This window comes from Microbacterium aurugineum (assembly GCF_023101205.1).
GTDB classification, from domain to species: Bacteria; Actinomycetota; Actinomycetes; order Actinomycetales; family Microbacteriaceae; genus Microbacterium; species Microbacterium aurugineum.
Window position 1 is genome coordinate 1,862,296 of sequence record NZ_CP078078.1, and the last position, 26,043, is coordinate 1,888,338.

At 68.5% G+C, this 26,043-nt stretch carries 23 protein-coding genes; 4 read left to right on the forward strand and 19 right to left on the reverse strand.

The features are described 5' to 3' along the window. Window positions 1-33 precede the first annotated feature (33 nt). The 6 genes from KV397_RS09080 to KV397_RS09105 form a co-directional block, all read right to left on the reverse strand. Window positions 34-798 carry a class I SAM-dependent methyltransferase gene (locus KV397_RS09080; protein WP_153243976.1) on the reverse strand — a complete coding sequence of 255 codons (765 nt, stop codon included), beginning with the start codon at window positions 796-798 and terminating at the stop codon, window positions 34-36. Beyond that, a complete protein-coding gene (locus KV397_RS09085) occupies window positions 795-2,054 on the reverse strand; it encodes an MFS transporter (protein ID WP_261811121.1) in 1,260 nt (419 codons plus the stop codon). Before KV397_RS09085 ends, KV397_RS09080 begins: the two co-directional genes overlap by 4 nt. Continuing rightward, on the reverse strand, window positions 2,051-2,827 hold the full coding sequence (locus KV397_RS09090; protein ID WP_047523926.1) for a fumarylacetoacetate hydrolase family protein: 777 nt from the start codon (window positions 2,825-2,827) through the stop codon (window positions 2,051-2,053). The genes KV397_RS09085 and KV397_RS09090 overlap by 4 nt, the downstream gene beginning before the upstream one ends. Window positions 2,828-2,955: 128 nt before the next feature. Beyond that, window positions 2,956-4,056, reverse strand: coding sequence for a branched-chain amino acid aminotransferase (locus tag KV397_RS09095; protein WP_134353616.1), 1,101 nt, complete (start codon window positions 4,054-4,056; stop codon window positions 2,956-2,958). 60 nt (window positions 4,057-4,116) lie between these two features. Further along, entirely contained in the window at window positions 4,117-5,160 is a 1,044-nt protein-coding gene (locus KV397_RS09100; RefSeq protein WP_261811122.1) for a 3-isopropylmalate dehydrogenase, read from the reverse strand. 82 nt (window positions 5,161-5,242) lie between these two features. After that, entirely contained in the window at window positions 5,243-6,778 is a 1,536-nt protein-coding gene (locus KV397_RS09105) for an MFS transporter (RefSeq protein ID WP_047523924.1), read from the reverse strand. Window positions 6,779-6,873: 95 nt separating this feature from the next. On the opposite strand from KV397_RS09105, the gene KV397_RS09110 reads away from it, so the two are divergent. Beyond that, window positions 6,874-7,416: a TetR/AcrR family transcriptional regulator gene (locus KV397_RS09110; protein ID WP_047523923.1), complete on the forward strand. Its 543-nt coding sequence runs from the start codon at window positions 6,874-6,876 to the stop codon at window positions 7,414-7,416. A 19-nt stretch (window positions 7,417-7,435) separates the two neighbouring features. Here the strand turns inward: KV397_RS09110 and serA are convergent, their stop codons facing one another. The 3 genes from serA to KV397_RS09125 all read right to left on the reverse strand — a co-directional run bounded on the left by serA (window position 7,436) and on the right by KV397_RS09125 (window position 9,959). Continuing rightward, window positions 7,436-9,040: a phosphoglycerate dehydrogenase gene (serA, locus tag KV397_RS09115; RefSeq protein ID WP_261811123.1), complete on the reverse strand. Its 1,605-nt coding sequence runs from the start codon at window positions 9,038-9,040 to the stop codon at window positions 7,436-7,438. A gap of 122 nt (window positions 9,041-9,162) precedes the next feature. Then, window positions 9,163-9,498 (reverse strand): hypothetical protein, encoded by a 336-nt coding sequence (locus tag KV397_RS09120; protein WP_047523921.1) that lies wholly within the window; start codon window positions 9,496-9,498, stop codon window positions 9,163-9,165. Further along, complete coding sequence (locus tag KV397_RS09125; RefSeq protein WP_131490898.1) at window positions 9,495-9,959, reverse strand: hypothetical protein; 465 nt, start codon at window positions 9,957-9,959, stop codon at window positions 9,495-9,497. The genes KV397_RS09120 and KV397_RS09125 overlap by 4 nt, the downstream gene beginning before the upstream one ends. 85 nt (window positions 9,960-10,044) lie before the next feature. Between KV397_RS09125 and KV397_RS09130 the strand changes: the two genes are divergently transcribed. Next, window positions 10,045-10,983 (forward strand): hypothetical protein, encoded by a 939-nt coding sequence (locus tag KV397_RS09130; protein WP_261811124.1) that lies wholly within the window; start codon window positions 10,045-10,047, stop codon window positions 10,981-10,983. A gap of 14 nt (window positions 10,984-10,997) precedes the next feature. Here the strand turns inward: KV397_RS09130 and KV397_RS09135 are convergent, their stop codons facing one another. After that, window positions 10,998-11,660 carry a GntR family transcriptional regulator gene (locus KV397_RS09135; RefSeq protein ID WP_153243974.1) on the reverse strand — a complete coding sequence of 221 codons (663 nt, stop codon included), beginning with the start codon at window positions 11,658-11,660 and terminating at the stop codon, window positions 10,998-11,000. 74 nt (window positions 11,661-11,734) lie between these two features. On the opposite strand from KV397_RS09135, the gene KV397_RS09140 reads away from it, so the two are divergent. Then, window positions 11,735-14,569: an FAD-binding and (Fe-S)-binding domain-containing protein gene (locus tag KV397_RS09140; RefSeq protein ID WP_153243973.1), complete on the forward strand. Its 2,835-nt coding sequence runs from the start codon at window positions 11,735-11,737 to the stop codon at window positions 14,567-14,569. Window positions 14,570-14,644: 75 nt separating this feature from the next. Here the strand turns inward: KV397_RS09140 and KV397_RS09145 are convergent, their stop codons facing one another. The 6 genes from KV397_RS09145 to KV397_RS09170 all read right to left on the reverse strand — a co-directional run bounded on the left by KV397_RS09145 (window position 14,645) and on the right by KV397_RS09170 (window position 21,676). Beyond that, a complete protein-coding gene (locus tag KV397_RS09145) occupies window positions 14,645-15,985 on the reverse strand; it encodes an alpha-L-fucosidase (protein ID WP_248569520.1) in 1,341 nt (446 codons plus the stop codon). After that, window positions 15,982-17,526 (reverse strand): M81 family metallopeptidase, encoded by a 1,545-nt coding sequence (locus tag KV397_RS09150; RefSeq protein ID WP_315972140.1) that lies wholly within the window; start codon window positions 17,524-17,526, stop codon window positions 15,982-15,984. The genes KV397_RS09145 and KV397_RS09150 overlap by 4 nt, the downstream gene beginning before the upstream one ends. Window positions 17,527-17,593: 67 nt before the next feature. Beyond that, window positions 17,594-18,541: an ROK family protein gene (locus KV397_RS09155; RefSeq protein ID WP_227991615.1), complete on the reverse strand. Its 948-nt coding sequence runs from the start codon at window positions 18,539-18,541 to the stop codon at window positions 17,594-17,596. Window positions 18,542-18,570: 29 nt separating this feature from the next. Continuing rightward, window positions 18,571-19,479 (reverse strand): carbohydrate ABC transporter permease, encoded by a 909-nt coding sequence (locus KV397_RS09160; RefSeq protein ID WP_134353608.1) that lies wholly within the window; start codon window positions 19,477-19,479, stop codon window positions 18,571-18,573. Beyond that, on the reverse strand, window positions 19,469-20,374 hold the full coding sequence (locus KV397_RS09165) for a carbohydrate ABC transporter permease (protein ID WP_047519224.1): 906 nt from the start codon (window positions 20,372-20,374) through the stop codon (window positions 19,469-19,471). Before KV397_RS09165 ends, KV397_RS09160 begins: the two co-directional genes overlap by 11 nt. 42 nt (window positions 20,375-20,416) lie before the next feature. Further along, complete coding sequence (locus KV397_RS09170; RefSeq protein WP_047519229.1) at window positions 20,417-21,676, reverse strand: ABC transporter substrate-binding protein; 1,260 nt, start codon at window positions 21,674-21,676, stop codon at window positions 20,417-20,419. 202 nt (window positions 21,677-21,878) lie between these two features. Between KV397_RS09170 and KV397_RS09175 the strand changes: the two genes are divergently transcribed. Then, window positions 21,879-23,030, forward strand: coding sequence for an ROK family transcriptional regulator (locus KV397_RS09175; protein WP_134353607.1), 1,152 nt, complete (start codon window positions 21,879-21,881; stop codon window positions 23,028-23,030). Window positions 23,031-23,049: 19 nt separating this feature from the next. Here the strand turns inward: KV397_RS09175 and KV397_RS09180 are convergent, their stop codons facing one another. The 3 genes from KV397_RS09180 to ilvN form a co-directional block, all read right to left on the reverse strand. Continuing rightward, on the reverse strand, window positions 23,050-24,324 hold the full coding sequence (locus tag KV397_RS09180; protein ID WP_407665258.1) for an alpha-L-fucosidase: 1,275 nt from the start codon (window positions 24,322-24,324) through the stop codon (window positions 23,050-23,052). A gap of 94 nt (window positions 24,325-24,418) precedes the next feature. Beyond that, the gene (ilvC, locus tag KV397_RS09185; protein WP_134353605.1) at window positions 24,419-25,447 is read right to left on the reverse strand and encodes a ketol-acid reductoisomerase; all 1,029 of its coding nucleotides are present in this window, start codon (window positions 25,445-25,447) and stop codon (window positions 24,419-24,421) included. 85 nt (window positions 25,448-25,532) lie between these two features. After that, window positions 25,533-26,042, reverse strand: coding sequence for an acetolactate synthase small subunit (gene ilvN, locus KV397_RS09190; protein WP_017830816.1), 510 nt, complete (start codon window positions 26,040-26,042; stop codon window positions 25,533-25,535). Window position 26,043: the final 1 nt, after the last annotated feature.

Here is a 26,043-nt window from a genome sequence, read left to right on the forward strand (position 1 = left end):
ACAGCGCTGGGCGCCGTCGGCGGGTCGCGGCGCTCAGCGACCGGCGCTCACCGCGATCGCCGCACGATGCTCCAGCGGCAGCGATCCGCGCACGCTCCGCTCCTCCACGACGGTGTCGAACGCGGTTCGGAAGCGCTGCCGCTCGGCCTGGTCGAGACCGGCGTAGAGAGCACCCGCACCGGCCACTCCCCCGTCGACCGAGAGCCAGAGCGAATCCGGGTCCGCGTTCCAGATCCAGTCGATCTCGGTGACCGCGACGTGCGGGAGTCCCGCCTCGTGCAGCATCCGCCCGAATCCGTCAGACGTCCGCTCGAAGTCCTCCGCGTCCGAGAGCCGTGCGCCGACGAACGGCGCGATCCCGGCACGCTCGGTGATCTCGGCCCAGAGCCAGGAAGGCGAGAGGGTCCAGACCGTCGCCACGACGACACCCCTGCTGACTCGTCGCAATTCCGCGGCGGCAGAGCGCGGAGAGTCGACGTGATTGAGCACGAAGTTCGCGATGGCCACGTCGAACTCTCCCTCCGCGAACGGCAGTGTGGGCAGGGCGCCGTCGATCGTCTCGATCCGAGGGTGCAACCGGCGGGACGCCGCGCGCATGGTGGGTTCCGGCTCACATGCCGTCACCGTCCATCCGTCGGCCGCCCACCTCGCTGCGAGCGTGCCGTCCCCCGCACCGACGTCGACCAGACTGCGACCGTTCCCTTCGCCCAGCACCTCCCGCATCGCCGAGAAGGTGCCCGCGCAGAGCGCGGCGTAGGAAGCCGAGTACGCGTCGCCGACGCCGGACCAGTCCTTCACCGTGCTCCGGAACGAGCCAGCGGAGCCAGCGCCACGATCGCGATGACCAGCACGAAGGCCGCGACCCCGAGCCCCGCGTACTGGAAGTTCGCCAGCACCACTCCCGCGAGCACCGAACCCGCCGCAGCGGACAGGCTCATCAACGAGTCGCTGCGGCCCTGCCTGCGCGTGCGGAGCTCAGGCGCGGACGCCTCGGTGAGGAGCGCGGCACCGGCCACCGTCGCGGCGCTCCACCCCAGACCGAGCAGGATGAGGGCGACCATCACGCCCCAGGCCTCGGTGCCCGTGAAGACCGCGAAAGCCAGCGCCCCCGCGAGGAGCGCCTGACCGAGGAGGACGACCTGGAGCCGGCCCCACCGGTCGGCGAGCACCCCGAAGACGGGCGACAGCGCGTACATGCCGCCGACATGGAGCGCGATCGTGATACCGACCAGCGCGGAGACATCCGCCGGGCTCGGCGCCATCCCGCCGGCGCCATGCGCCATGTGGGACAGGTGGACGGGGGTCATCGCCATGACCGATGCCATGACCACGTGAGACCCCGCGATCGCGAAGATCGCGTAGCGCGCGACCCGAGGCCGGTCCGCGACCGCGGTTCCCGTGACGGCGGCGGACGACTTCGCGAGACGCTGAGCGGCCAGCAGAGGATCGGGCCGCAGCGCGACGATGTAGAGCACGAGCGCCGCGCACTGCGCGACGAACGAGAACAGATAGGAGCCCGTCTGCGGAGGCATCCCGACCGCCTGCCCGACGATCTCGCCCGGTCCGAGCAACAGCGGGCCGGCGACACCGCCGATGGTCGTCGACCAGACGACGATCGACAGGTCGCGACCACGATGCTGCGGTGCGGCGAGATCGGTGGCGGCGAACCGCGACTGCAGGTTCCCCGCGTTGCCCGCCCCGATCAGCAGGATCCCGACGAGGAGCAGCGGGAAGACGCGCAGGGAGGCGGCGAGGATGACGACCGCGATACCGACAAGCGCGAAGAGGTTGCCGAGGGTGAGCGCGCGACGCCGTCCGACGCGCGCGGCGAGGCGGGCGAGCGGAATCGCGCATGCGGCCGCTCCGAGCGTCACGGAAGCCGTGGCCAGCCCGGAAAGCGCATCGTTGCCCGAGATGTCCGCGGCCAGGAGCGCGCCGAGGGAGACCGTCGCACCGAATGCGATGCCGCCGAGGACCTGTCCGAGCGACAGCACCAGGACGGTTCGCCGCTGGACCGCCGTCTGCTGCGCCGCCGTCAGGGCGACGGTCGTCATGGCACGGGAACGGCGTTGCGCGCGGTGTTGCGAAGGATGCCGAGTCCGGAGATCTCGACCTCGACGACGTCACCCGCCTCGAACGTGCCGACCCCGGCCGGCGTGCCCGTCATGATCACATCGCCGGGGAGAAGGGTGAAGACGGCGGAGGCGTACTCGATGATCGCCGGCACCGAGTGGATCATGTCGGTGAGTGGGGCGTGCTGGCGCACCTCGCCGTTCACCCGCGTCTCGATCGTCGCGTTGGCCGGATCGAAGTCCGTCTCGATCACCGGTCCCAGCGGGCAGAAGGTGTCGAATCCCTTGGCCCGCGACCACTGGCCGTCCTTGCGCTGCAGGTCCCGCGCGGTCACGTCGTTGCCGATCGTGTAGCCGAGCACGTAGTCGAGCGCGTTCTCGGCCTTCACGTTCTTCGCGATCTTCCCGATCACCACGACGAGCTCACCCTCATACTCGGTGCGCTCCGAGAGCGAGGGACGCACGATCGCATCACCCGGTCCGATCACGGACGTGTTCGGCTTCAGGAACAGCAGCGGTTCCTCCGGGGCCACTCCCCCCATCTCGGCGGCGTGATCGTGATAGTTCTTCCCGACGCAGACGACCTTCGACCGCGGGATCACCGGAGCGAGCAGCGCGGCGTCGGCGAGGGGCACACGAGCGCCGGTCGTCTCGTACCCGGTGAACATCGGATCCCCCGCGAGGACGACGAGCTCGCGCTCGTCGATGATCCCGTACATGATGGCTTCGTCGTGGCTGAACCGGGCGATCTTCATGGTGTCCAGCCTAGCGAGCACGGCACCCTGCACCGAGACCCCCCAACGCCGCCGAGACCCCGTCCTGCGTGCGCCGAGACGACGGGGTCTCGGCGAGAGGACGGGGTCTCGGCGTCGGGGGTCCGGCGTCAGGCGTCGAGGCGCAGGAGCCAGCCGTGCTTGTCCTCACGGCGTCCGTACTGGATGTCGGTCAGCTCTTCGCGCAACGAGAGAGCGAGTTCTCCCAGCGGCTGCGGCTCGTCGAAGCCGTCGCCCACGAGCGCGCCGATCGGGGTGACGACGGCGGCCGTGCCGCACGCGAACACCTCGACGATGTCGCCCGATGCCACGCCTTCACGCCACTCGTCGATCGAGATCGGACGCTTCTCGACCGTGTACCCGCGGTCCTCCGCGAGCTGCAGCAGCGAGTCACGGGTGATGCCCTCGAGGATGCTGTCCGACTCGGGGGTGACGACGCGGCCGTCCTTGAACACGAAGACCACGTTCATGCCACCGAGCTCCTCGACGTCGCGCTTCTCGTTCAGGAACACGACCTGGTCGCAGCCCTGAGCACTCGCCTCGCTCTGTGCGAGCAGGCTCGACGCGTAGTTGCCGCCGGTCTTGGCCTTGCCGGTGCCGCCCTTGCCCGCACGGGCGTATTCCTCGGAGAGCCAGATGCGCACCGGCTTCACACCGCCGGAGAAATAGGCGCCCGCGGGGCTGGCGATGACGTAGTAGGCGACCTTCTGCGCGGCGCGGACGCCGAGGAAGGCCTCCTTGGCGAACATGAACGGACGCAGGTAGAGGCTCTGGTCGGCCCCGCTGGGTACCCAGCGACCGTCGACCGCGATCAGCTCGCGCAGCGACTGGATGAAGTACTCGGTCGGAAGCTCGGGCAGCGCGAGGCGGCGGGCGCTGGCCTGCAGGCGCGCGGCATTGCGGTCGGGGCGGAAGGTGTGGATCGAGCCGTCGGCGTGGCGGTAGGCCTTGATGCCCTCGAAGATCTCCTGTGCGTAGTGCAGGACGGACGCCGCGGGGTCGAGCGGGATCGGTCCGTACGGCTGCACGCGGGGCCGGTGCCAGCCGCCCTTGACCGACCAGCAGATGTCGACCATGTGGTCGGTGAAGACCACACCGAAGCCCGGATTCTCCAGCACCTCGGCCAGCCGCGCGGGCGACGCGGCGGTCAGGTTCTTCGTGACGGCGAACTCCAGGGGAGCCACGGTCGCCTCGGCATCGATGGTCGTCATCTCATCATCCATTCCTCGTGGGTGGGCGCATCCTCGCGCCCGTTCAGCCTACGCCTGCGGTCAGAGTCGTGCGGTGATCGCGGAACCGATCTCCGCGGTCGTGCGCGCCGCGCTGCGGGCGGCGATGTCGGCCTCGACCGCGGCGCTCACCCGCGCGGATTCGGCGGAGAGGCCGAGGTGGTCGAGCAGCAGCGCGATCGAGAGGATCGCCGCCGTCGGATCGGCCTTCTGCTGACCGGCGATGTCGGGGGCGGAGCCGTGCACGGGCTCGAACATCGAGGGGAAAGCGCCATCGGGATTGATGTTGCCCGAGGCGGCGAGGCCGATGCCGCCCGTGACCGCTCCGGCGAGGTCGGTCAGGATGTCGCCGAACAGGTTGTCGGTGACGATGACGTCGAAGCGCGAGGGGTCGGTCACCAGGAAGATCGTGGCCGCGTCGACGTGCAGGTAGTCGACCGTGACCTCGGGGTGCTCGGCCGCGATCTCGTTCACGATGCGCTGCCAGATGGCTCCGGCGTGGACGAGCACATTGGTCTTGTGAACGAGCGTGAGCTTCTTGCGGCGACGCTCCGCGAGCTCGAAGGCGTAGCGCACGACCCGCTCGACACCGAATGCGGTGTTCACGGAGGTCTCGTTCGCGACCTCCTGCGGGGTGCCCTTGCGGATCGCCCCGCCGTTGCCGACGTACGGCCCCTCGGTCCCCTCGCGGACCACGACGAAGTCGATCTCCCCCGGCGCGGCCAGCGGTCCGGGAGCTCCGACGAAGAGCTTGGAGGGACGCAGGTTCACGTAGTGGTCGAGCGAGAAGCGCAACCGGAGCAGGAGTCCCCGCTCGATGTTCGCGTCTTTCAGTCGCGGGTCCCCCGGCGTTCCGCCGACGGCGCCCAGCAGGATCGCGTCGTGGGCGGCGATGGCGGCGAGGTCGTCATCGGTGAGCGTGTCGCCGGTCTCCAGGAAGCGGCCGGCGCCGAGCGAGAAGCGGGTCTTCTCGAACACGACGTCGCTCGCCGCGGTCACGGCGTCGAGCACCTTCTCCGCCTCGGCGATGACCTCGGGACCGATGCCGTCACCGGGGATGACGGCCAGCTTCACGACACGCGACATGACACTCCTTGCGCACTGCACGGGGATGGACCGGCCCAGACCTGCCGCAGGGCGGGGCGGGCCGATTCTCCCAGCGTACTGGTCAGTGCGAGGGGGCTTTGCGCAGTGTGACGGCGGCGATCACCCCGGCGACCACGACGAGCCCGGCTCCGATCAGCGACGTCACCGTCACACCGGAACCGAATGCGTCGGCCGCCGCGTCCCACAGGGCCGTCCCCAGCTGCGCCGGGAGCTCCTGCGCTGCGGTATAGGCGCCGGCGAGGGTCTCCTCCGCCGCGTGTGCGACATCGGCGGGCAGACCTGCCGGAAGCACGAGAGCGCCGCGGTAGAACGCCGTGATGATGCCGCCGAGCACCGCGGTGCCGAGCACCGCCCCGAGCTCGTACGCCGTCTCCGAGACCGCACTCGCCGCGCCTGCCTTGGCTGCGGGAGCGCTCGAGAGGATCAGCTCGTTGGAGATCGTCTCCGCCGCGCCGATGCCGATGCCCAGCACCACGAACGCCACCACGAGCGGCAGGACGCCGTGCTCATGCGTCGTGAACGCCACGATGAGGTAGCCGGCCACCGAGAACGCGAGCCCGGCGGGGACCACGATGTGCGGCGGCACGCGGCGCGAGACCGGCACGACGGAGAGCCCCGCCACGATCATCGCGAGCATGCCGGGGACCAGTGCGATGCCGGCCATCATCGGCGACAGGCCGAGGACCAGCTGCAGGTGCTGCGACACGAAGTACAGGAAGCCCACCAATGCGACCACGCTGAGCAGGTTCACCAGGATCGCCCCGGAGAAGGAACCGCGCCGGAACAGCGCCATGTCGAGCATCGGGCTCTTGACCCGCAGCTGACGACGGACGAACAGGTAGCCCATGCCGAAGCCGAGCAGAGCCCAGGCGCCGGCGGTGAGGCTCGGGCCGTCCACCGCGAGGGACTTGATCGCGTAGACCACCGGGATCATGGTCGCCATCGACAGCGCGATGCTGATCAGATCGATGCGACCCGGGTTCGGATCACGACTCTCCGGCACCAGCAGCGGTGCGGCGATGAGCAGGGGGATGAGCACCGGAACGGCGATCAGGAAGACCGATCCCCAGGCGAAGTGCTCGAGCAGGATGCCGCCCACGATCGGACCCAACGCCGACCCGGCGGAGAACGCCGATGCCCAGACCGCGATCGCCATGCGGCGCTGATCACGGTTGCGGAAGATCGACCGGAGGAGGGAGAGCGTCGACGGCATCAGCATGGCGCCGAAGAGACCCAGGAGCGCACGGGCGGCGATCAGCAAGCCGGCCGTGGGCGCGAAGGCGGCGAGTGCGGATACGGCGGCGAAGCCGGTCGCCCCGATCAGCAGCATCTTCCGACGTCCGAACCGGTCACCCAGGGTACCCATCGTGACGAGGAGTCCCGCGAGCACCAGCGGGTACACATCGATGATCCACAGCTGCTCCGCACCGGTGGGCGCGAGCGCGATGGAGATCTCGGGGAGCGCGAAGCTCAGCACCGTGTTGTCCACCGACACCAGAAGCACCGGCAGCATGAGGACGACGAGCGCCGCCCAGCCACGGGCTCCGACACGGGGAGCATCCGTCTCTGTCGTCGGGATCGACGCAGTACGGGTCATGGAACACCTCTCAGGATCGTGATCGACGGTTAGTGAACCGTCCGGCTGGTATAGTAACAGAATTCCGACCGCTCCCCCTGTGCAGAGGACCCACGATGCCCCGACCTCCCCTCGCTCGCGAGAAGGTGCTCGACGCCTTCGAAGCGATCCTGATCGAAGACGGCGAGCGTGCCGCGACCCTCGACGCGACAGCCAAGGCAGCAGGGGTCTCCAAGGGTGGTCTGCTGTACCACTTCGGCTCGAAGGAAGAGTTGGAGATCGGCCTGGTCGAGCGCCTCGACCGCCTCACGACAGCGGACCTCGAGCGGATGACGGCAGCCGAGGAAGGGCCCGTCGCTTACTACGTGCGCACCTCGGTGATGGAAGACGACGCCCTCGACCGTGTCCTGATCGCGACGACGAGGCTCGCGCAGGGCGGCTCGGTCGCTGCGGCCGACATGCTGCGCGAAACACGGCGACGTTGGGCTGAGACGATCCGTCCGCACGTGCGCGACAACGCGAGCCTCGACCTCGTGATGCTCGTCAGCGACGGCCTGTACTTCAACAACTCCCTCGACGTGCACGGACCCGAACGCCTGGTTCCCCGAAGCGACGAGCTCAAGGACCTGATCGCGCTGGTGCTCCGAGCCACGGCCTGACGGTCAGAGAGACGGGTGCTCAGACCTCGGTGATCTCGATCTGCCGGAAGAGGTCGGCGTCGATCGCGGCGCTCACGTCTTCGAGCAGCTCCTCCGACACCGGCGAGTCGAGCGTCAGCACGCTGAGCGCCTGAGCGCCCGCCGCCTGACGCGCGATCTGCATGCCGGCGATGTTGATGCCTGCTTCGCCGAACTTCTGCCCGTACACCGCGACGATGCCGGGGCGGTCGGTGTAGAGCATCACGACGTGGTGCTGCTCGATCGGCAGTTCGAGCGCGTGATCGTTGATCCCGACCAGCTTCTCCGTCTGCTTCGGCCCCGTCAGGGTTCCCGAGACCGACAGCTGGGTCCCGTCGGACAGTGCGCCCGTGAGCGTGATGACGTTGCGGTACTCGTCGCTCACGTCGTCCTTGATCAGACGCACGGCGATCCCGCGCTGTTCGGCGAGGAGCGGGGCGTTCACGTACGAGACGGTCTCACTCACGATGTTCGTGAACACGCCCTTGAGCGCGGCGAGCTTGAGAACGCTCACGTCGTAGGCGTTGAGCTCGCCGTGCACCTCGACGTCGAGACTCGTGAGAGGCGAGGTCGCCAGCGAGGCGAAGATCTGGCCGAGCTTCTCGACCAGGGAGATGCCGGGGCGCACGTACGGGTCGATCACGCCACCCGCGACGTTCACCGCGTCCGGCACCAGGTCTCCGCCGAGGGCGAGACGCACCGAGCGGGCGACCGAGACGCCTGCCTTCTCCTGCGCCTCCTCGGTGCTCGCGCCGAGGTGCGGCGTGACGACCACGTTGGGCAGGTCGAGCAGCGGGCGCGCGGTCCCGCCGTCCACGGGAGGCTCGGTCGTGAAGACATCGAGCCCGGCACCGGCGATCTCTCCTGCGACGAGCGCCGCGTGGAGCGCTTCCTCATCGATCAGTCCGCCGCGGGCGACGTTGACCACGAACGCCGTCGGCTTCATGGCCTGGAACTGCGCGGCACCGATCATGCCGGTGGTCTCCGGCGTCTTCGGCATGTGGATCGTCAGGAAGTCCGACTCGGCCACGAGCTCGTCGAGGGAGAGGAGCTGCACGCCGAGCTGCTGCGCGCGGGCGGACGTGACGTAGGGGTCGTAGGCGACAACACGCATGTCGAAGGCCGCGAGGCGCGCGGCGACGAGGGCGCCGATCCGGCCGAGGCCGACGATGCCGACCGTCTTCTCGAACAGCTCGGCTCCGGTGAAGGAGCTGCGCTTCCACGCGCCACCGGAGAGCGACGCGTGTGCGGCGGGGATGCGGCGGGCGAGGCTCAGAATGTGGCCGACCGTGAGTTCCGCCGCGGAGACGATGTTGGACGTCGGCGCGTTCACGACCATGACGCCCGCTGCGGTGGCTGCCTTGATGTCGACGTTGTCGAGACCGACGCCCGCACGGGCCACGACCTTGAGCTTCGGCGCGTGCGCCAGCGCCTCCTCGTCGATGCGCGTCGCCGAACGCACCAGCACGGCGTCAGCGTCGGCGAGTGCCGCGAAGAGCGCCTCGCGATCGGTACCGTCGACGTCGCGGACGTCGAAGTCGGGGCCGAGGGCCTCGATCGTGGCGGGAGAGAGAACTTCGGCGATGAGCACGACGGGCTTCGGCACAGTGGATCCTTCGGGGCAGCGCGGCAGGCGGGAGGGGCCGATGCGCCGCACACCATGGGGGCGCGATCGCGTCAACTCTACCCGAGGGCTCGGGGCGCTCCGTGCCGTGTGACGCCCGCGACTCAGGCGCTCGGCATCGTCAGGCTGAGCGCAATCAGGCTCATCCAGAACACCGCGACGACACCGAGTCCGGCCAGGAAGACAAGGAGGAGCTCCCCCACCCGCCGACGACGGCCGATCAGGTACGCGAAGACGAAGACGATCGCGGGGAACGCGACGCCGAAGAGCAAGGTCGCCCACCCGCCGGCGGTCAGTCCCGTCTGCGCCATCGTGATCAGATGCGCGACGGCGTTCCACACCGCGTATGCGTAGAACAGTCCGGCCAGGCCGACGACCAGGCCGACGAGCCAGCGCGGCGAACCGGCGGACACCGGCTCCGTGGTCGGGGATGCGCTCATGATCCGACCACCCCCACGGTGACGAAGGGCCAGGGAACCAGCAGGACGACTCCTGCGAGCAGCACGGCGACGCGGATCCACGAAGCCCTCCCCCTGGTCAGGACCCAGCTCGCGAGGAACCAGAGCGCCGGCGCAGCGATCGCCAGGACGAACCAGGGCAGGAACATCGCATCGGCGACCAGGAACGACGCCAGTGGCCGCAGACGCAGTCCGCCGACGATCCATCCGACCGTGTAGAGGAGATACACGCCGCCGACGATGCCGAGGATCAGCAGCATCGGCGTGCTCAGGCCGGCCTGTTCATCCGACCGGGCGGGAGTGATCGTTCCGTCCCCCTCGATCGTGCCGACGTCGCGACTGCCTTTCCCGACGGCGTTCCAGCCAGGGGGCAACGCGGGATCCTTCGGCGCGGAAGCCTCGTCGCCATCCCAGGTGAGGGCGTCGTCGGAGTCGGAAGTCATGCCCTCTAGCGTAGGACACCCGGTCCACTATGCTCAGGGTTGCCTTGAGCTGGAACGGCGGGCATCGGAGGGGAAAGGGAGCACCGTGGCCGAGAGTGACGACACCGACGCGCGGATCGAACCGTCCGCGACGAACGCGACTCCGGAGCCGCCCTCCGGCTGGACTCCCACTGCGGAAGCAAAGGCCAGGGCCACACGCTTCCGGTGGATCGCCGCGGTCCTCTGGGCGGTCGCGATCATCGGCGAGGGTGTCGGCATCTTCTGGCTCCTCCGCCAGCGCGAGTTCGTCGGCGAGGACGGCACTCTGCTCCGCGATCCCGACACCGGCCTGTTGGAGGAACAGGGCGTCACCGCGACGTTCCCGCAGTGGGCGTTCATCGCCCTGCTGGTGCTGCTGGTCGTCATCGCGGCGCTGTCCATCACCGGATCGGTGCTGTGGAAGAAGGCGAACCGCCTCGACCCCGCACGCAAGTCCGACAAGACGCGTTTCTTCGTGCAGAACCAGCTCGGCGCGATCATCGCAGTGGTCGCCTTCCTGCCCTTGGTCATCCTGATCTACCTGAACAAGGACATGGACAAGGGACAGAAGACCACGGCCGGCATCGTCGGCGTGGCTCTCGCGGCCCTTGCCGTGTTCATCGGCGTCGACTTCGATCCGCCGTCCGTCGAGCAGTACACGGCCGACCAGTCCGCCGTGATCCTGCTCCTCGGCAAGGACGAGGTCGTCTGGGTCGATGGCGGGAAGGTGTACCACGTGTGCGATGAGGTGTCGGCGATCCAGACCGGGAGCGAGATCCGCACGGGCACGACGGCGCAGGCGGTCGAAGCGGGGAAGATCCGGCTGACGCTCCAGTTCACGTCCGAGCTCCGGGCGTGCGGGCTCCCCGTTCCCGAGAACGACGAGGAGATCACCGAGGCACTGCGCGCGATCCAGGCCGGCCAGACCGACACCGTGCTCCCCGCCCCGGAATGGACCGACCCCTCCGAGGCGCCGATCGTCGTGGAGGAAGCGCCGGCGGAGTGACGACGGGCGCGACGCTAGTCCGCGTCGAGCGCCTCCACCAGCCGCTCCTCGGCCGATGACAGGTGAGCGTCGAGGAGGATTGCTGCTCGCTCCCCGTCTCCCGAGGCGACCGCAGCCAGGATATCGCTGTGCTGCGCCGCGATCGCCGCCGCGTCGAGCAATCGTCGACCCTGCACCTGCGCCATGCACAAGCGCACTTCGTCGAGGACGCTGCGGTACATCCGAGCGGTGCGTTCACTGTCGAGCGCCTCGATGAGAGCGGTGTGGAATCGCAGGTCGGGCGCGACGGTCGCCGGGTCCGGCCCCGGCGGCATCGCGAGGAGCTCCGCGTTCGCCTCGACGGCCGCGCGTGGCACCGTCCGCGTCACCGCGAGGTCGCGAAGGGCGGCGCTCTCGAGCCGCGTCCTGGTGCGATAGACATCCCGCACCGTCGCAGAATCGATCCCGACCACGCGCGCGCTGCGATGCGCCGTGCGCACCAGGAGTCCGCTCGCGACGAGCTGCTCGATCGCCGCCTTCGCGCTGGGACGGGCCACTCCGAAGGACTGCGACACAGCCGCTTCCGTGATCGGATCCCCGGAACGGATCTCGGCACGGAGGATACGGCCGCGCAACTGAGCGGTGACAGCATCCACGACGCCGACGATCCCCAGCGTTGCGTCCGAAGCGGTGGTCATGCGGGTCAGCCTATCGAAGCATCCAGGTATCGGTACACTTGTCTGACAATCTTTCGACGGAGCAGAGGAGCACCGTGCCGACCACCCTCGCCGAACCCCTGGACACCGCATTGCTGGGTACCAGGACGCAGGTCCATTCCCGCTCCATCGACCGCTTCGCACGGGCCCACGACGCGTCCCACTATCTGCTCATCCCGGATGCCGTCCTCTCCCCCGCAGACGCCGAGGGCGTGGCGCGCGCCTTCGGCGCAGTCCGCGCCGCCGGGCGCACGATGACGTTCCGGTCCGGAGGCACCAGCCTCTCGGGGCAGAGCGTGAGCGGCGACATCCTCGTCGACACGCGCAGCAACTTCCGAGACATCCGGGTGGAGGACGACGGGGCCTCGGTGCGGGTGGGACCCGGTGCGACCGTACGTCAGGTCAACACACGCCTGTCGCGCTACCGCCGCAAGCTCGGCCCCGACCCCGCGAGCGAGATCGCGTGCACGATCGGTGGCGTCGTCGCGAACAACTCCAGCGGAATGGCCTGCGGGATCACCGAGAACTCGTATCAGACGATCGAGTCGATGACCGTCGTGCTCCCGAGCGGGACGATCCTCGACACCGGCCGCCCGGATGCGGGCGAGGTGCTGCGCGCGGCGGAACCCGAGATCGTCGCGGGCCTGCTCGACCTGAGAGCACGCCTGCTCGCCGCCCCCGAGCACGTCGCCTTCCTCCGCCAGCAGTTCTCGATGAAGAACACCATGGGCTACGGGCTCAACGCGCTGCTGGACTTCGACGACCCGGTGCGCATCCTGGAGCATCTCATCATCGGGTCCGAAGGCACGCTCGCGTTCGTCGCGGAGGCTCGATTCCGCACGATCGAAGTGCGACCGTCGATCGCGACGGGACTTCTCGTGTTCGAGACGCTCTCGGCGGCGATGACGGCGCTCCCCCACCTGACCCGGCTCGGTCTGGCCACCATCGAGCTCCTGGACGCCGCATCCCTGCGGGTCGCTCAGGGACTGAGCGATGTCCCCTCTGCGATCGCCGAGATCGAGGTCCAGGGTCACGCCGCTCTCCTGGTCGAGGTCCATGCCGCCGACGCGGACGCTCTCACCGCGTCGAGCACGAAGGCGCAGTCGCACTTCGAGCAGCTCCCGCTGGCCGTGCCCCCGCGCCTCACCACGGATGCGAGTGAGCGCGCCGCTCTGTGGCATGTGCGCAAGGGGCTCTACACCGCGGTCGCCGGTGCGCGCCCGTCCGGTACGACGGCGCTGCTGGAAGACATCGTGGTACCCGTCCCCCGGCTCCTCGCCACCTGCGAACGCCTGATCGAGCTGTTCGCCGAGCACGGCTACGAAGGCTCTGTCATCTTCGGGCACGCCAAGGACGGCAACGTCCACTTCCTCCTCAACGAACGGTTCGACGACCCCGACAGCGTCGCGCGCTATCGGCGGTTCACGGACGACCTGGTCGAACTCGTCCTCGCGCAGCAGGGATCGCTCAAGGCCGAACACGGCACCGGTCGCATCATGGCGCCGTTCGTGCGTCGCCAATACGGCGATGAGCTCACCGACATGATGTGGGAGATCAAGGCGCTGTTCGACCCCGACGGCATCCTGAATCCCGGAGTCGTCCTCTCCGATGACCCTGACTCGTACCTGCACGACCTCAAGCGGGTGCCGACGGTCGAGAACGAGGTCGACCGCTGCGTCGAGTGCGGCTACTGCGAACCGACCTGCCCGAGCAAGAGCATCACGCTCACCCCACGCCAGCGCATCGTGATCCGCCGCGACATGGCATGGGCCGAGGAGCAGGGCGACACCGAGCTGCTGCGCGACCTGCAGAAGGACTACGACTACGACGGCGTCCAGACCTGCGCGGTCGACGGCATGTGCGGCGTGGCCTGCCCGGTCGACATCAACACCGGTGATCTGGTACGTCGGCTTCGAGCGGAGCAGTCGAACTCCGTCGAAGGCGCGGTATGGGGCACCGCAGCCAAGCACTGGGGCACGGTCACGCGCGCCGGTGGAGTCGCGCTCACCGTCGCCGATGCCCTCCCTGCGCCGCTCGTGCGCGGGGTGACGCATCTCGGCCGCGCCGTCCTCGGTGCCGACACCGTGCCTCTGTACGACGGCGGGCTCCCGCACGGTGGTTCGAAGCCGCCGCGCCCGGAGTCGCCGGCCGACGCGCAGGCCGTCTTCTTCGGTGCCTGCATCGGGACGATGTTCGGCGCGGAAGGCGACGGCGAGGGCTCTCGAGACGCACTCCGCGCCCTGCTGGACCGTGCGGGCATCGCCGTCGTGATCCCCGAGGAGAACGGAGGCCTGTGCTGCGGCACACCGTGGAAGTCGAAGGGGCACCTGGACGGTTACGCCCTGATGTCGGACCGGGTGCTGGAGTCGCTGTGGGAAGCCAGCAGGCACGGGGAGCTTCCAGTGGTGTGCGACGCGGCGTCGTGCACAGAGGGCCTGGACGTGATGCTCGCGCAGTCGGTCGCGAAGAACCCGCGCTACGCAGACCTGCGGATCGAGGACGCCACGACGTTCGTGGCACGCGAGGTGCTGCCGAAGGTCTCCGTGTCGGCCAAGCTCCCCACGGTGGCCGTGCATCCGACTTGTTCCACGACCGCGCTCGGCGCGACCGGAGCATTGACCGCGATCGCCGCGGCCGTCGCCGACGACGTGTTCGTCCCCGAGGGATGGGGCTGCTGCGCCTTCGCGGGCGACCGCGGCATGCTGCACCCGGAACTCACGGCCAGCGCGACCGCCCAGGAGTCCGCGGAGATCGCCGAAGCGGAGAGCACGCGCGGCGACTTCGACGCGTTCGTGTCGGCGAACCGTACCTGCGAGATCGGCATGACGCGCGCCACCGGCCGGCCGTACCGCCACGTGATCGAAGTCCTCGAGGAGCTCACCCGGCCCTGACACCCGGTGCACACAGCGAGGGCCCTCCCGAATCGACATCGGGAGGGCCCTCGCGTGGTCGCGATCCGGTCCGTCTCAGCCAGCGGACAGGACGGCGACAGCTTCCTCGCGCAGACCGGCCGGGATCACAGCGACCGTGCGGTCGTCCGTGGATCGCTCAGCGACGGAACCGTCGGCCCAACGCAAGTCGGAGCCCAGGAGCTCCGCGGGCAGCTCCAGCGTGCCGACGCTCGGGTCGAGCGCATGCACATGCACGGTCGAGCCCGTGGTCGTGTACCGCCGCGGCGCTCCGGTCCGCTCGCCCATTCGAACCCACGGACGGGTGCCGTAGATCGCCTCGCCGTTCGTCTCGAGCCACGTGCCCAGCTCGCGCATCGCGCGCCGCTGAAGTTCCGGGATCGACCCGTCGGCGGCGGGACCCACGTTGATCAGCAGGTTGCCGTTCTTGGCGACGACGTCGACGAGCAGCCGGATCAAGGCGGCTCCCGACAGCGAGTGACGCTCATCCTCGGCCTGGTTGAACCCGAAGGAGTAGCCCAGGCCTCGAGTCGACTCCCACGGCTCCGGGATGATCTCCGGGATGTCCGTGTACTCCCGCGTGAGGAAGCCGTGATACGGCACGCCCCACCGGTCGTTGACGACGCCGTCCGGGACGGCCTCGAAGTATCGCTCCAGCAGCGCGGCGACCGCATACTCGTCGCGCCCCTTGCCGCCGTCGGGCCACTCGATGTCGTTCCACAGCACGTCGGGTGAGAAGCGCGTGACCAACTCGTCGAGCTGAGCTGCCGAGTACCGCGCGAAATGGGCGTCGTTGCGGCGGAATCGGAACAGATCGGTGTCGGACTCGATCGGCGGGAAGTCGCTCACATGCCAGTCGAGCGCGCCCGAGTAGTACACGCCGAACTTCGCGCCCGCGCGCCGGGTGGCATCGTGGAACTCGGAGATCAGGTCACGGCGCGGCCCGCGCGCGACCGCGTTGAAGCCGGTGGTCTCGGTGCCCCACAGACAGAAGCCCTCATGGTGCTTCGTGGTCGGGATGATGTACCTGGCCCCTGCGCCGACGAGCTCGCCGACGAAGGCATCCGCGTCGAACGCCTCGGCGTCCCACCGATCGGCGAGGTCCTCGTAGGAGGTCCCCGGCCCGAACAGCTGCTGATGACGCTCCCAGGTCGGACTCCCCGCGATCCGCACGGTGTTGCCGTACCACTCGGCGTACTGATGCCAGGCGTACGCGTCCTCGGTCGGGATGTTCACGCCCTCGCCGTGCTGCACGGCCCACGCCGGCACCGAGTAGAGCCCCCAGTGCACGAAGAAGCCGAGCTTCGCGTCGCGGTACCAGTCGGGCACGCTCTGCGTCGGGTACGTCGGAGCATCCGCGCCGAGGTCCGGCCCGGTGCGCTTCTCGAAGTTCATCATGCGGTCGGCTCCTCTGCGACGCCGCGGCGGACGACCACGGCTTTCAGGTCGGGGTTTCCGTCGGGGTCGAAGGGGTAGACACCGGGGCGTAGACGGTGGTGACCGAGACGGAGGAGGTCCTGGTCGACACCTCCGGGAGTCAACGCGAGAGTCCAGCCCGCGGCGAGCTCGTACAGCTCGGGTTCGAGATAGCCGATCTTCACCACCACGATGTCCGCGGTCGTCGGCTCGAGGCCCAGCATCCGGAAGTCGGAGAGGTGATGGAACGGCTTGCGACGCTCCGTGATGATGGCGTGGAGTCCACCCGCCGCGATCACGACCTGCGTGCCTGCGTCCGGATCTCCGTCGGTGATCGAGAAGACGGTCCCGGTGATCGTCACGGGGCCGTGCGGGCCATCGTCGACCCGGGCGCCCGCCACGATCGTGATCGTCGCCCCGACGCCCGCTTCGACCGCCCGCGCGACCGCCTCGGGATCGAAGATCGACGCCACCAGGGTCGTGCGGTCGGGGCCGATGAGTTCGGAATGCGCGAGCAGGTGTGCAAGGGTCCACGTCACATCGCCCGCCCCGCCCGCCGTCGGATTGTCACCCGAGTCCGAGATGAGGTACGGGTGGGGCGCTCCCGGCGCGAGCGCCTTCTCGAGCGCCTCATCGAGCGTGCCCGTCTCAGCGACGAACACGAAGTCCTCGCGAGCCTCCCAGAACATGCGGGCCACCCGCTCGGCCTCACGCGCGATCAGCTCCCGATCGTCGCCGGTGACCACGACGTACGCCTGGCAACGGGGTTCGTCGGCCCAGGCGTAGCCGATCCAGACCGAGGCATCGACGACGCCCGGAAGCGCCTCGATCTCGGGCAGCTCGGCGTAGATGCTGCGTGCGGGCTCGAGCCGGGTGCTGGTCTTCTCGCCGGGGAGCAGGACCGGGACCGGCACCCACGCCACGAACGGCCGACGGCCCAGCGGGTCGGCGCCGTGCGGCCCCCGCAGCCGGGCGAGGAGGTTCCACACCGCCCGTTCCTTGGTGTTCATCCAGTCCTCGTGCGGCGCCATCCGGTAGCACGTGAGCAGGTCGACCGCGTCGCGCAGCACCTCGGAGACGTTGCCGTGCAGATCCATCGATGTCGAGACCAGCGTGTCCGGCCCCAGTGCCGCCCGCACCGCGAGCGCGAGGTCGCCTTCGGCGTCGTCGAGCCCGACGACGCTCATCGCTCCGTGGATGTCGAAGAAGAAGCCGTCGAAGGGGCCCTGCTCGCGGATGCCCTCGACGATGGCGTCCTTCATCCGACGGTAGGTCTCGGGCGCGACGGCACCACCGGGCAGCGAGCGACCATGGGTGAGGGGCACCCAGTCGGCGGCCGCAGCGAGCTCGCGCCCGTCGTCGAGGAACGGGTAGTAGCTGCGCAGAGCCTCACCTGTGCGAACCGTGAAGGCTTCGTCGCCCGAGATGTGCGGGGAGAACGTGCTCGACTCGATGGAGATCCCGGCGATACCGATCCGGGGCTGCGCGAGCCCCCCGTCGGCGACGGTCGGAAGCGGACCCATCCAGATCTCGTGGGCTTCGGGACGTACGGTCACGTGATGTGCTCCTTGTCGGTGCGGGAGGTCGGGCTCAGTGTGCTCCCGCCGGGACCAGAGCCCGGCGGGCGGTCTCGATGGCGCCGAGAGCGACGGCATCGGAACCGAGGACGGCGGGGACGATGCGCAGAGGGATCCCGGACACCGGGGAATCCGTGTGCAGAGTACGCGTGATCGCGGGCTCCAGAAGATCCCAGGCCGACGTCACGCCTCCTCCGACGATGGCGCACGGCAGGTCGAGGATCGTCGCTGCGCTGGCGCAGGCGAGGGCGAGTGCGCGGCCGGCGGCGTCGAACACCGCGATCGCCTGCACATCACCCGCTCGTGCACGATCCGCGACGACTCTCGCGTCGCGGACGATGTCGCCGGTGCGCTCCTGGTACCGCATCGCGATCGACGTACCGGACGCCAATGTCTCGAGGTGCCCGACCTGCCCGCAGGTGCAGACCAGCTCGCTGTAGCCGGGTGTGTGCCCGATCTCCCCCGCGGCACCGTGCGGTCCGTGGTGGAGCTCACCGTCGATGAGGAGCGCGCCTCCGACCCCGGTGCCGAGCATCACGCCCAGCACGTCGCGGTCCTCGCGGCCGGCGGCGGCGGCTTCGCCCAGGAGGAACGCGTTGACGTCGTTCTCCACACGCACCGGCACCCCCAGTCGCGCTTCCAGCTCCTCGGCGAGCGGGAAGCCCGCCCACCCGACGAAGGTCGCCGAGGCTGCGCGGATCGTGCCGGTCTCGTGGTCGATGACACCGGCAGCGCCGACACCGGCCGCCCCGAGCGGGACACCGGCCTCGGCAGCGAGAGAGGCGGCGAGACCCGCGGCTGCATCGGCCATCGCCGCACCGCCCTGCGCTGCGGGGGCGCCGACGCTCCCCCGTGCCAGCACCGTCCCCTCGCTGCTCACGAGGAGCGCAGCGATCTTGGTGCCTCCGATGTCGATACCGACGACTCCCGATCCGGATGTGCTCGAACGCGTGACGGGCATGGTGGTCCCCTGTTCCTGGCCGATCATGCTCAGCGGCCGCCCAGTCCTGCCATCGCGATGCCCTTGACCAGGTGCTTCTGCAGCACGATCACGAGAATCGTCGTCGGCACCATCGAGATGATCGCCGCAGCCATCTGCAGGTCCCAGCGCGTCCCGGTGAGTCCGGCGAAGCTCGCGAGACCCACGGGGAGGGTGCCGTGCGCGTTGTAGTCGACCGTCACGATGAGCGGCCACAGGTAACTGTTCCAGAAGGACAGGAAGGTGAACACGGCGAGCACCGCGACCGCCGACTTCGACAGCGGCAGGATGATCTGCAGGAACGAGCGCACGGGCCCGGCGCCGTCGACGCGCGCGGCCTCCTCCAGCTCATACGGGATGCCGCGGAAGAACTGCCGCATCAGGAACGTGCCGAACGCACCGAACGCGAACGGGAGCACGAGCGCCTGATAGGTGTCGACCCAGTTGAACCACTGCATCACCTGGAACATCGGGATCACGAGCACCTCGGCGGGCACCATGAGCGTCGCGAGGAACAGCACGAACACGGCGTCCCGTCCCTTCCAGCGCAACCGCCCGAAGGCGTACCCGGCCGTGGTCGACACGATCAGCACGACGAGCGTGCCGAGGATCGCGACGATGAACGAGTTCATGATGTAGGTGAGGAACGGGCCGTAGGCGAAGACGTCGACGAAGTTGCTCCAGCGAAGCTCCGACCCGACCAGGGTCGGCGGCATGGAGAACATCTCCGAATTCGGCTTGAGCGCCGAGAAGAACGCGTAGACGAGCGGGGAGATGAAGATCAGCGCTGCGACGTAGATCGCGACGTGCGCGAGGATCAGCCGCACACGCGACGCCGGTGTGGTCGCGGCACCCCGTGCGCGCTCGCGGTCCGAGCGGCCGGCGCGGCCTGTCGGGCGGACGAGGGTCTCAGTGCTCATAGTGCACCCACTTCTTCTGCGCGGCGAACTGGAGACCGGTGATCGCGATGATGATCGCGAAGAGGATCCAGGCTGCCGCGGCGGCGAGGCCGAGGTCGCCGAAGGTGAATCCCTGCTCCCAGATGTACATGACGAGCGGCTTGGTGGCGTTGCCGGGGCCGCCGCCGGTGAGCATCTGCGGCTGGACGAACACCTGCAGGGACGTGATCATCGTCATGATGGTGGCGAAGAAGATCGAGGGCGAGATCATCGGGATGATGATGCTCCACACCCGTCGGAGTCCTCGGGCGCCGTCGATGCTCGCCGCCTCCAGCACGCTCTCGGGGAGCTGCTCGAGTGCGGCCGAGAAGATCAGCATGTTGTAGCCGAGCCCCTGCCAGACGCTCATCACGACGACCATGATCATCGCCCACGACGGGTCGGCCAGGAAGTTTGGCAGCTCGATGCCGAACCACGTCTGCGAGAGGCCGTTGAAGAGCCCCTGTGGCTGCAGCATCATCTTCCACACCAGCACGTTCGCGACCATCGGGGTCACGACCGGGATGAAGAAGAGGACGCGCAGGGCACCTCGCCCGCGGATCCGCGACCCGAGGCCGAGAGCGAGCACGAGCGAGAGAGCGACACTCAACGGCACGTACAGCAGCGTGTACACCGCCGAGTTGCGCAGCGCAGGCCAGAAGTCCGGGCTGCTGGTGAACAGCTTGACGTAGTTGTCCACCCCGTTGAAGTTCCGCTCGCCGAAGGTCGGCCAGTCGAAGACGCTCATCACGATCGAAAGGCCCACGGGCACGATCGTGAACAGGGCGAGCCCGATCAGGGCGGGGCTTGCGAACCCCAGCGCCTGACCGGCCTCGACCTTGGCGAGCGATCGTCGACGTCTCGTCGTGATCGTCATCTCATATTTCTTTCTTTGTCACCACTGACGGCCGAAGCCGGATCACTCGCCGAACTGGGCCTGGGCGTTCGACAGCAGCTCGTCCATCGTCATCTGGCCGTTGTAGACGCTGACGAGGTTGGGCTGGATGTAGCTGTCGAGCTTCTGCCAGTTCTTGGTCATGTACAGCGGGACGGTGTCACCGAAGGCCGCCTCGAAGACCGACTGCACCTGCTCGCGGTACTCCTCATCGATGGACTCGAAGTACAGCGGCTGCGACGACGTGCGTGCCGGGTACGAGCGGCCGGACGATGCGATGTAGTCCTGAGCGTCCTCGCCGAGCAGCGAGCCCATGACCTTGAGCGCCGCCTCCGGGTTCTCGCAGTTCGCCGAGATGCCGTAGCCGGAGCCGAGGATCGGGCCGGGGTTGCCGTCGACACCAGCGGGCAGCGGGACCATACCGGCCGCGAAGCCGGACTCGTTGTTCAGGTAGCTGACGGCGTTCCACGTGCCGTCGACCGCCATGGCGGCGTTGCCACCCGTGTACTGGTTCTCGCCCCAGCCGGTGTCGGAGGCGGATGCCACGGGGGCGGCGACCTTCTTCTCCGTCACGAGCTCGGCGTACCACGTGGACGCGTCGACGAACGCCTTGTCGTCGATGTGCAGGGTGCCGTCCTCGGAGGCCGGCTGCGTCGCGGAGTACGCGATCGGCATCGACATCCACTGGTATCCGCCCATGCCCATGCCGAAGCCGTACTTGCCGTCCTTCGTCGCGTCGGCGGCGATGGCGTCGAAGTCGTCGAACGTCCACCCGATCTCCGGCGTCGCTGCGCCGGCAGCGGTGAGCATGTCCTGGTTGTAGTAGACGAGCATCGTGGCCACGTCGAACGGCACGCCGTAGACCTTGCCTTCGAAGCTGAGGATGCCGTCGGCGCTCGGGTTGAAGTCCGCCCAATCGATGCCGGCCGTCTTGAGGTCCGCGTCGCTCAGCTCACGGAAGGCACCGGTGTAGCCACCGAGCTGTGCGCCGCTCATACCGGTGACGCAGGCCATGTTGCCGCTGGCCATGTTCGTGGTCAGCTTCGTGAAGAAGTCGCTCCACGGCGAGGTCTGCAGCTTGATCTTGATGTCGGGGTTCTGCTCCTGGGCGAATGCGACCTGCGCCTCGAGGGCATCCACGTCGGACTCGCTGCCTGCCCACATGTCGACGACGATCGTGTCGCCGTCGGCGGAACCACCGTTGCCGCTGCTGCTCGCGCAGCCGGTCATCGCGACTGCGACGCCGGTGACGGCGACGACAGCCCCTACACGCAACTTCTTCATTGAATGCCTCCTGGAAGGGAACTAGTTGCTTCGCGGGTCGAAACAACCTAGTAGGATTTCGTATGAAGTTACCGTTTCACACTTCGCAAGAGGCCGCAAGCTGAACATCCGATGTTTATCGGAGCTTGATAATTCGTAACTCCCGGGAAACATGACCATCCCCTACTACGCTGACGAATGCTCCGACCAGGAAAGTGCTCCCATGCCAAACCCCGCTGACACCGCCGTCGACGACCCGCACACCCGCCGCATCCTCGACCTCGTCGCCCGCGGCGAGGCCCGCTCCCGCACCGAGCTCGCCGCCGCACTCGGCGTGGCCGCCTCGACCGTGGGCCTCCGCGTGCAGTCCCTTCTCGACGCCGGCGTGCTGCGCGAGGCCGGCGACGGCACGTCACGTGGGGGACGCCGCCCGCGGGTGCTGCAGATCTCCGCGGACGGTGTCGTGCTCACCGCCGACCTCGGCGGCGGCCACGCGCGTATCGGCAGGCACTCCCTCAGCGGTGCTCTCCTGGACAGTCGCTCGATCACAGTCGATGTGACCGAGGGGCCGGAAGCCACGCTCGACCGCATCGGCGAGGTCTTCGACCGACTCGCCTCCGAGTCGCGGGTCCACGCGATCGGCATCAGCCTGCCCGGTCCCGTCGACATCGCCACCGGCACGGTCGACCAGCCGTCGCGCATGCCGGGATGGCCGGGCTTCCGTGTCGGCACCCATCTCGCGACGCGCTACGGCGTGCCGGTCGCGGTCGACAACGACGCCAACCTCGCCGCACTCGGCGAGCATCGCGAACGCTTCGGGCACACCGGGCACAGCATCACGGTGAAGGCCGGCACCGCCATCGGAAGCGGCATCATCGTCGATGGACACGTCCACCGTGGGGCGACGGCCGCGGCAGGAGACATCACCCACACGCGGATCGACGGCAGCGGCGACATCCCGTGCTCCTGCGGCAACACCGGCTGCCTCGAGACGGTGGCCAGTGGGGCGAGCCTCGTGCGCCAGATGCGCGAGCGCGGCAACGAGGTGGTCCGCACCACGACCGACGTGCTGAGCCTGGCGCGCGACGCCGATCCCCTCGCGACCACCCTGGTCCGCACGGCGGGAACCCATCTCGGGCAGGCGCTGTCAGGCGTGGTGAACTTCTTCAACCCGCACGCGGTGTTCCTGACCGGCAGCATGAGCGCCTCGGAACCGTTCATCGCCGCCGTCCGCAGCCGCGTCTACGAGGCATGCCACCCCCTCGCGACCCAGCGACTGCGCATCGAAGCGGCGACGACCGGCGCCGACGCGATCCTCCACGGCGCCGCACGCCTTGCGCTCGAAGGCATGGAGATACCGGTGACGACGGCCTGAGCCGTCGCCACCGTGTGGATCATTCGTCGATGAGCGTCAGCTCGACCACCGGCACCAGCACCTCGGGACGCCGCACCGGCAGATGCACGGTGAGCGTCCCCTCCGCCTCCCCCGCGGGCGTCATCAGATCAGCCTGACGGTCCGGGTCGGACACACTGGTCTGCAGCCAGGATCCGTCGTTCAGCAGCCGCGCGTAGGAGACCTTTCCGGCGAGCTCCGGAAGGTGCACGAAGCCCATCGGCCAGCTGAACAGGCTCAGGTAGAGCTTGTTCGCGCGCCGGGTGTAGACGCCCTCGCGCGGCGGGGTGAGCGGCGCATGCCCGGCCCCGATCACGGCATGACGGTGCAGACGCATCCACTCGCCGATCTCCGCCAGGGTGCCGGCATCCCGGGGCGCGATCGCACCACGACCGTCAGGGCCGATGTTGAGCAGCATGTTCCCGCCCATCGACACCGAGTCGACGAGCATCTGCACGAGCAGTGTGGCGGACTTCTGGTCCATGTTGTCCCGGTGATAGCCCCAGGAGCCGTTGAGCGTCTGGCATGCCTCCCAGGTCAGCGGTACGCCGTCGCGCACGATCGGTGCGGTGGGCTGATACTGCTCCGGCGTGACGAAGTCGGCGGGGATCCCGAGCCGATCGTTGACCAGCATGTCGGGCTGGAGCTCACGGCACAGCGCGAGCAGGGTGGTCGCATCCCAGTCCTCGGGCCCCTTGCCCGCCCACCCCTCCTTGCTCTCGGGGTAGGTGAAGTCGAAGAAGAGGTAATCGATCTCCCCGTACTCCGTCAGGAGCTCTCGCACCTGACCGTGGAGGTAGGCGCGGTATCGGGCCATGTCACGCCCGACGTTGAGTTCGTGGGCGTTCTCGTCGTCGCGGCGCGGGTGGTTCCAGTCGACGGTGAAGTCGGGGTGATGCCAGTCGATGACCGAGTGGTACAGGCCGACCTTGATCCCCTCCGCGCGCAACGCCTCGACGTACTCACGCACGAGGTCGCGTCCGACGTTCACCACGGAAGTGAAGTCGGTGAGCTTCGAATCCCACAGGCAGAAGCCGTCATGGTGCTTCGTCGTGAGGACGACATAGCCCATGCCCGTCTCCTTCGCGGTGCGTGCGAGGGATGCGGCGTCGAAGAGATCCGGATCGAAGTGCTCGAAGTACGGACGGTAGTCCTCGTCCGTCAAACGCTCGTAGTTCTGCACCCATTCATGACGGGCTGCCCCGCTGTAGAGGCCGAAGTGGACGAACATCCCGAACCGGGCCCGGTCAAACCATTCCTGTCGCATGGCTCCCATCCTGACACAGACATCCGATGTCTGGCGTGATTTGGCGCAGACCACACAAAGAACGGGCGCCCCTGGAGGGACGCCCGTTCTTTCGAGAATCGAATCAGCGTGCCGCGCTGCCGTCGACGTAGTCCTCGTCCTGCTGCTTCCAGGCGAAGAGCGAACGCAGTTCCTTGCCGGTGACCTCGATCGGGTGCTGCTCCTCCTTGGCACGCAGTGCCAGGAACTCCTCCGCCCCGTTGTCCTGGTCATCGATGAAGCGCTTCGCGAAGGCGCCGGACTGGATGTCCGCGAGGACGCCCTTCATGCTCTCCTTGACGCGCTCGTCGATCACACGCGGACCCGAGACGTAGTCGCCGAACTCGGCGGTGTCGGAGATCGACCAGCGCTGCTTGGCGATGCCGCCCTCCCACATCAGGTCCACGATGAGCTTGAGCTCGTGCAGCACCTCGAAGTAAGCGATCTGCGGCTGGTAGCCCGCCTCGGTGAGCGTTTCGAAGCCCGCCTGCACGAGGTGGCTCACGCCACCGCAGAGCACGGCCTGCTCGCCGAACAGGTCGGTCTCGGTCTCTTCGGTGAAGGTCGTCTTGATGACGCCGGCGCGGGTGCCACCGATGGCCTTCGCGTAGGAGAGGGCGAGGTCCCAGGCGTGACCCGATGCGTCGCGCTCGACCGCGATGATGTCCGGGATGCCCCGGCCGGCGACGAACTCGCGACGAACCGTGTGGCCCGGAGCCTTCGGCGCCACGAGGATCACGTCGACGCCCTCGGGCGCGTCGATGTAGCCGAAGCGGATGTTGAAGCCGTGGGCGAAGGCGAGCGTCTTGCCGGCGGTGAGGTTCGGCGCGATCGACTCGCTGTAGATGATGCGCTGGTGCTGGTCCGGCGCGAGGATCATGATGACGTCGGCCCAGTCGGTGGCCTCCGCGACGGTCTTGACCGGGAAGCCCGCCTCTTCGGCCTTCGCAGCGGACTTGGAGCCCTCCTTGAGAGCGATGGCGACCTCGACGCCCGAGTCGCGCAGGTTCTGCGCATGCGCGTGGCCCTGCGAGCCATAGCCGACGATGGCGACCTTCTTACCCTGGATCAGGGACAGGTCGGCGTCGGCGTCGTAGAAGATCTCGGTGCTCACTTTGTGTTTCTCCTTGTTCGTGACAGTGGTGCACGCCCTGCACGTCCGAGGACGGCGGGGCAGGTAGGTGTGATGGTCTGGAAGGTCAGCCGCGCAGGACGCGTTCGGTGATGCTCTTGCCGCCTCGGCCGATGGCGAGAAGACCGGACTGGGCGATCTCCTTGATCCCGAAGGGCTCGAGCGCGCGAAGCATCGCGTCGACCTTGCCCTTGTCGCCGGTGACCTCGATCACGAGGGCATCGGAAGCGTAGTCGACGACGGACGCACGGAAGAGGTTCACGACCTCGATCACGTTCGACCGGGTGGCGTTGTCGGTGCGCACCTTCACGAGCATGTGCTCGCGCTGCACCGACGTGGCGAAGTCGAGCTCGACGATCTTGATCACGTTGATCAGCTTGTTGAGCTGCTTCGTGACCTGTTCGAGCGGGAGCTCATCGACGTCGACGACCACCGTGATGCGCGAGATCCCGGGGACCTCGGTCACGCCGACGGCGAGGGAGTCGATGTTGAAGCCGCGGCGGGCGAAGAGCCCCGCGACACGGGTGAGAAGACCGGGGGTGTTCTCCACCAGCAGGCTCAGCACGTGGGTCGACATG

What these genes read in the sequence shown, in the direction of transcription:
- KV397_RS09085 (WP_261811121.1), bottom strand. Translation starts at nt 2,054, where the DNA reads ATGACGACCGTCGCCCTGACGGCGGCGCAGCAGACGGCGGTCCAGCGG.
- KV397_RS09090 (WP_047523926.1), bottom strand. Translation starts at nt 2,827, where the DNA reads ATGAAGATCGCCCGGTTCAGCCACGACGAAGCCATCATGTACGGGATC.
- KV397_RS09095 (WP_134353616.1), bottom strand. Translation starts at nt 4,056, where the DNA reads ATGACGACCATCGATGCCGAGGCGACCGTGGCTCCCCTGGAGTTCGCC.
- KV397_RS09100 (WP_261811122.1), bottom strand. Translation starts at nt 5,160, where the DNA reads ATGTCGCGTGTCGTGAAGCTGGCCGTCATCCCCGGTGACGGCATCGGT.
- KV397_RS09105 (WP_047523924.1), bottom strand. Translation starts at nt 6,778, where the DNA reads ATGACCCGTACTGCGTCGATCCCGACGACAGAGACGGATGCTCCCCGT.
- KV397_RS09110 (WP_047523923.1), top strand. Translation starts at nt 6,874, where the DNA reads ATGCCCCGACCTCCCCTCGCTCGCGAGAAGGTGCTCGACGCCTTCGAA.
- KV397_RS09120 (WP_047523921.1), bottom strand. Translation starts at nt 9,498, where the DNA reads ATGAGCGCATCCCCGACCACGGAGCCGGTGTCCGCCGGTTCGCCGCGC.
- KV397_RS09125 (WP_131490898.1), bottom strand. Translation starts at nt 9,959, where the DNA reads ATGACTTCCGACTCCGACGACGCCCTCACCTGGGATGGCGACGAGGCT.
- KV397_RS09135 (WP_153243974.1), bottom strand. Translation starts at nt 11,660, where the DNA reads ATGACCACCGCTTCGGACGCAACGCTGGGGATCGTCGGCGTCGTGGAT.
- KV397_RS09145 (WP_248569520.1), bottom strand. Translation starts at nt 15,985, where the DNA reads ATGATGAACTTCGAGAAGCGCACCGGGCCGGACCTCGGCGCGGATGCT.
- KV397_RS09150 (WP_315972140.1), bottom strand. Translation starts at nt 17,526, where the DNA reads ATGGGTCCGCTTCCGACCGTCGCCGACGGGGGGCTCGCGCAGCCCCGG.
- KV397_RS09155 (WP_227991615.1), bottom strand. Translation starts at nt 18,541, where the DNA reads ATGCCCGTCACGCGTTCGAGCACATCCGGATCGGGAGTCGTCGGTATC.
- KV397_RS09160 (WP_134353608.1), bottom strand. Translation starts at nt 19,479, where the DNA reads ATGAGCACTGAGACCCTCGTCCGCCCGACAGGCCGCGCCGGCCGCTCG.
- KV397_RS09165 (WP_047519224.1), bottom strand. Translation starts at nt 20,374, where the DNA reads ATGACGATCACGACGAGACGTCGACGATCGCTCGCCAAGGTCGAGGCC.
- KV397_RS09170 (WP_047519229.1), bottom strand. Translation starts at nt 21,676, where the DNA reads ATGAAGAAGTTGCGTGTAGGGGCTGTCGTCGCCGTCACCGGCGTCGCA.
- KV397_RS09175 (WP_134353607.1), top strand. Translation starts at nt 21,879, where the DNA reads ATGCCAAACCCCGCTGACACCGCCGTCGACGACCCGCACACCCGCCGC.
- KV397_RS09180 (WP_407665258.1), bottom strand. Translation starts at nt 24,324, where the DNA reads ATGGGAGCCATGCGACAGGAATGGTTTGACCGGGCCCGGTTCGGGATG.
- ilvN (WP_017830816.1), bottom strand. Translation starts at nt 26,042, where the DNA reads ATGTCGACCCACGTGCTGAGCCTGCTGGTGGAGAACACCCCCGGTCTT.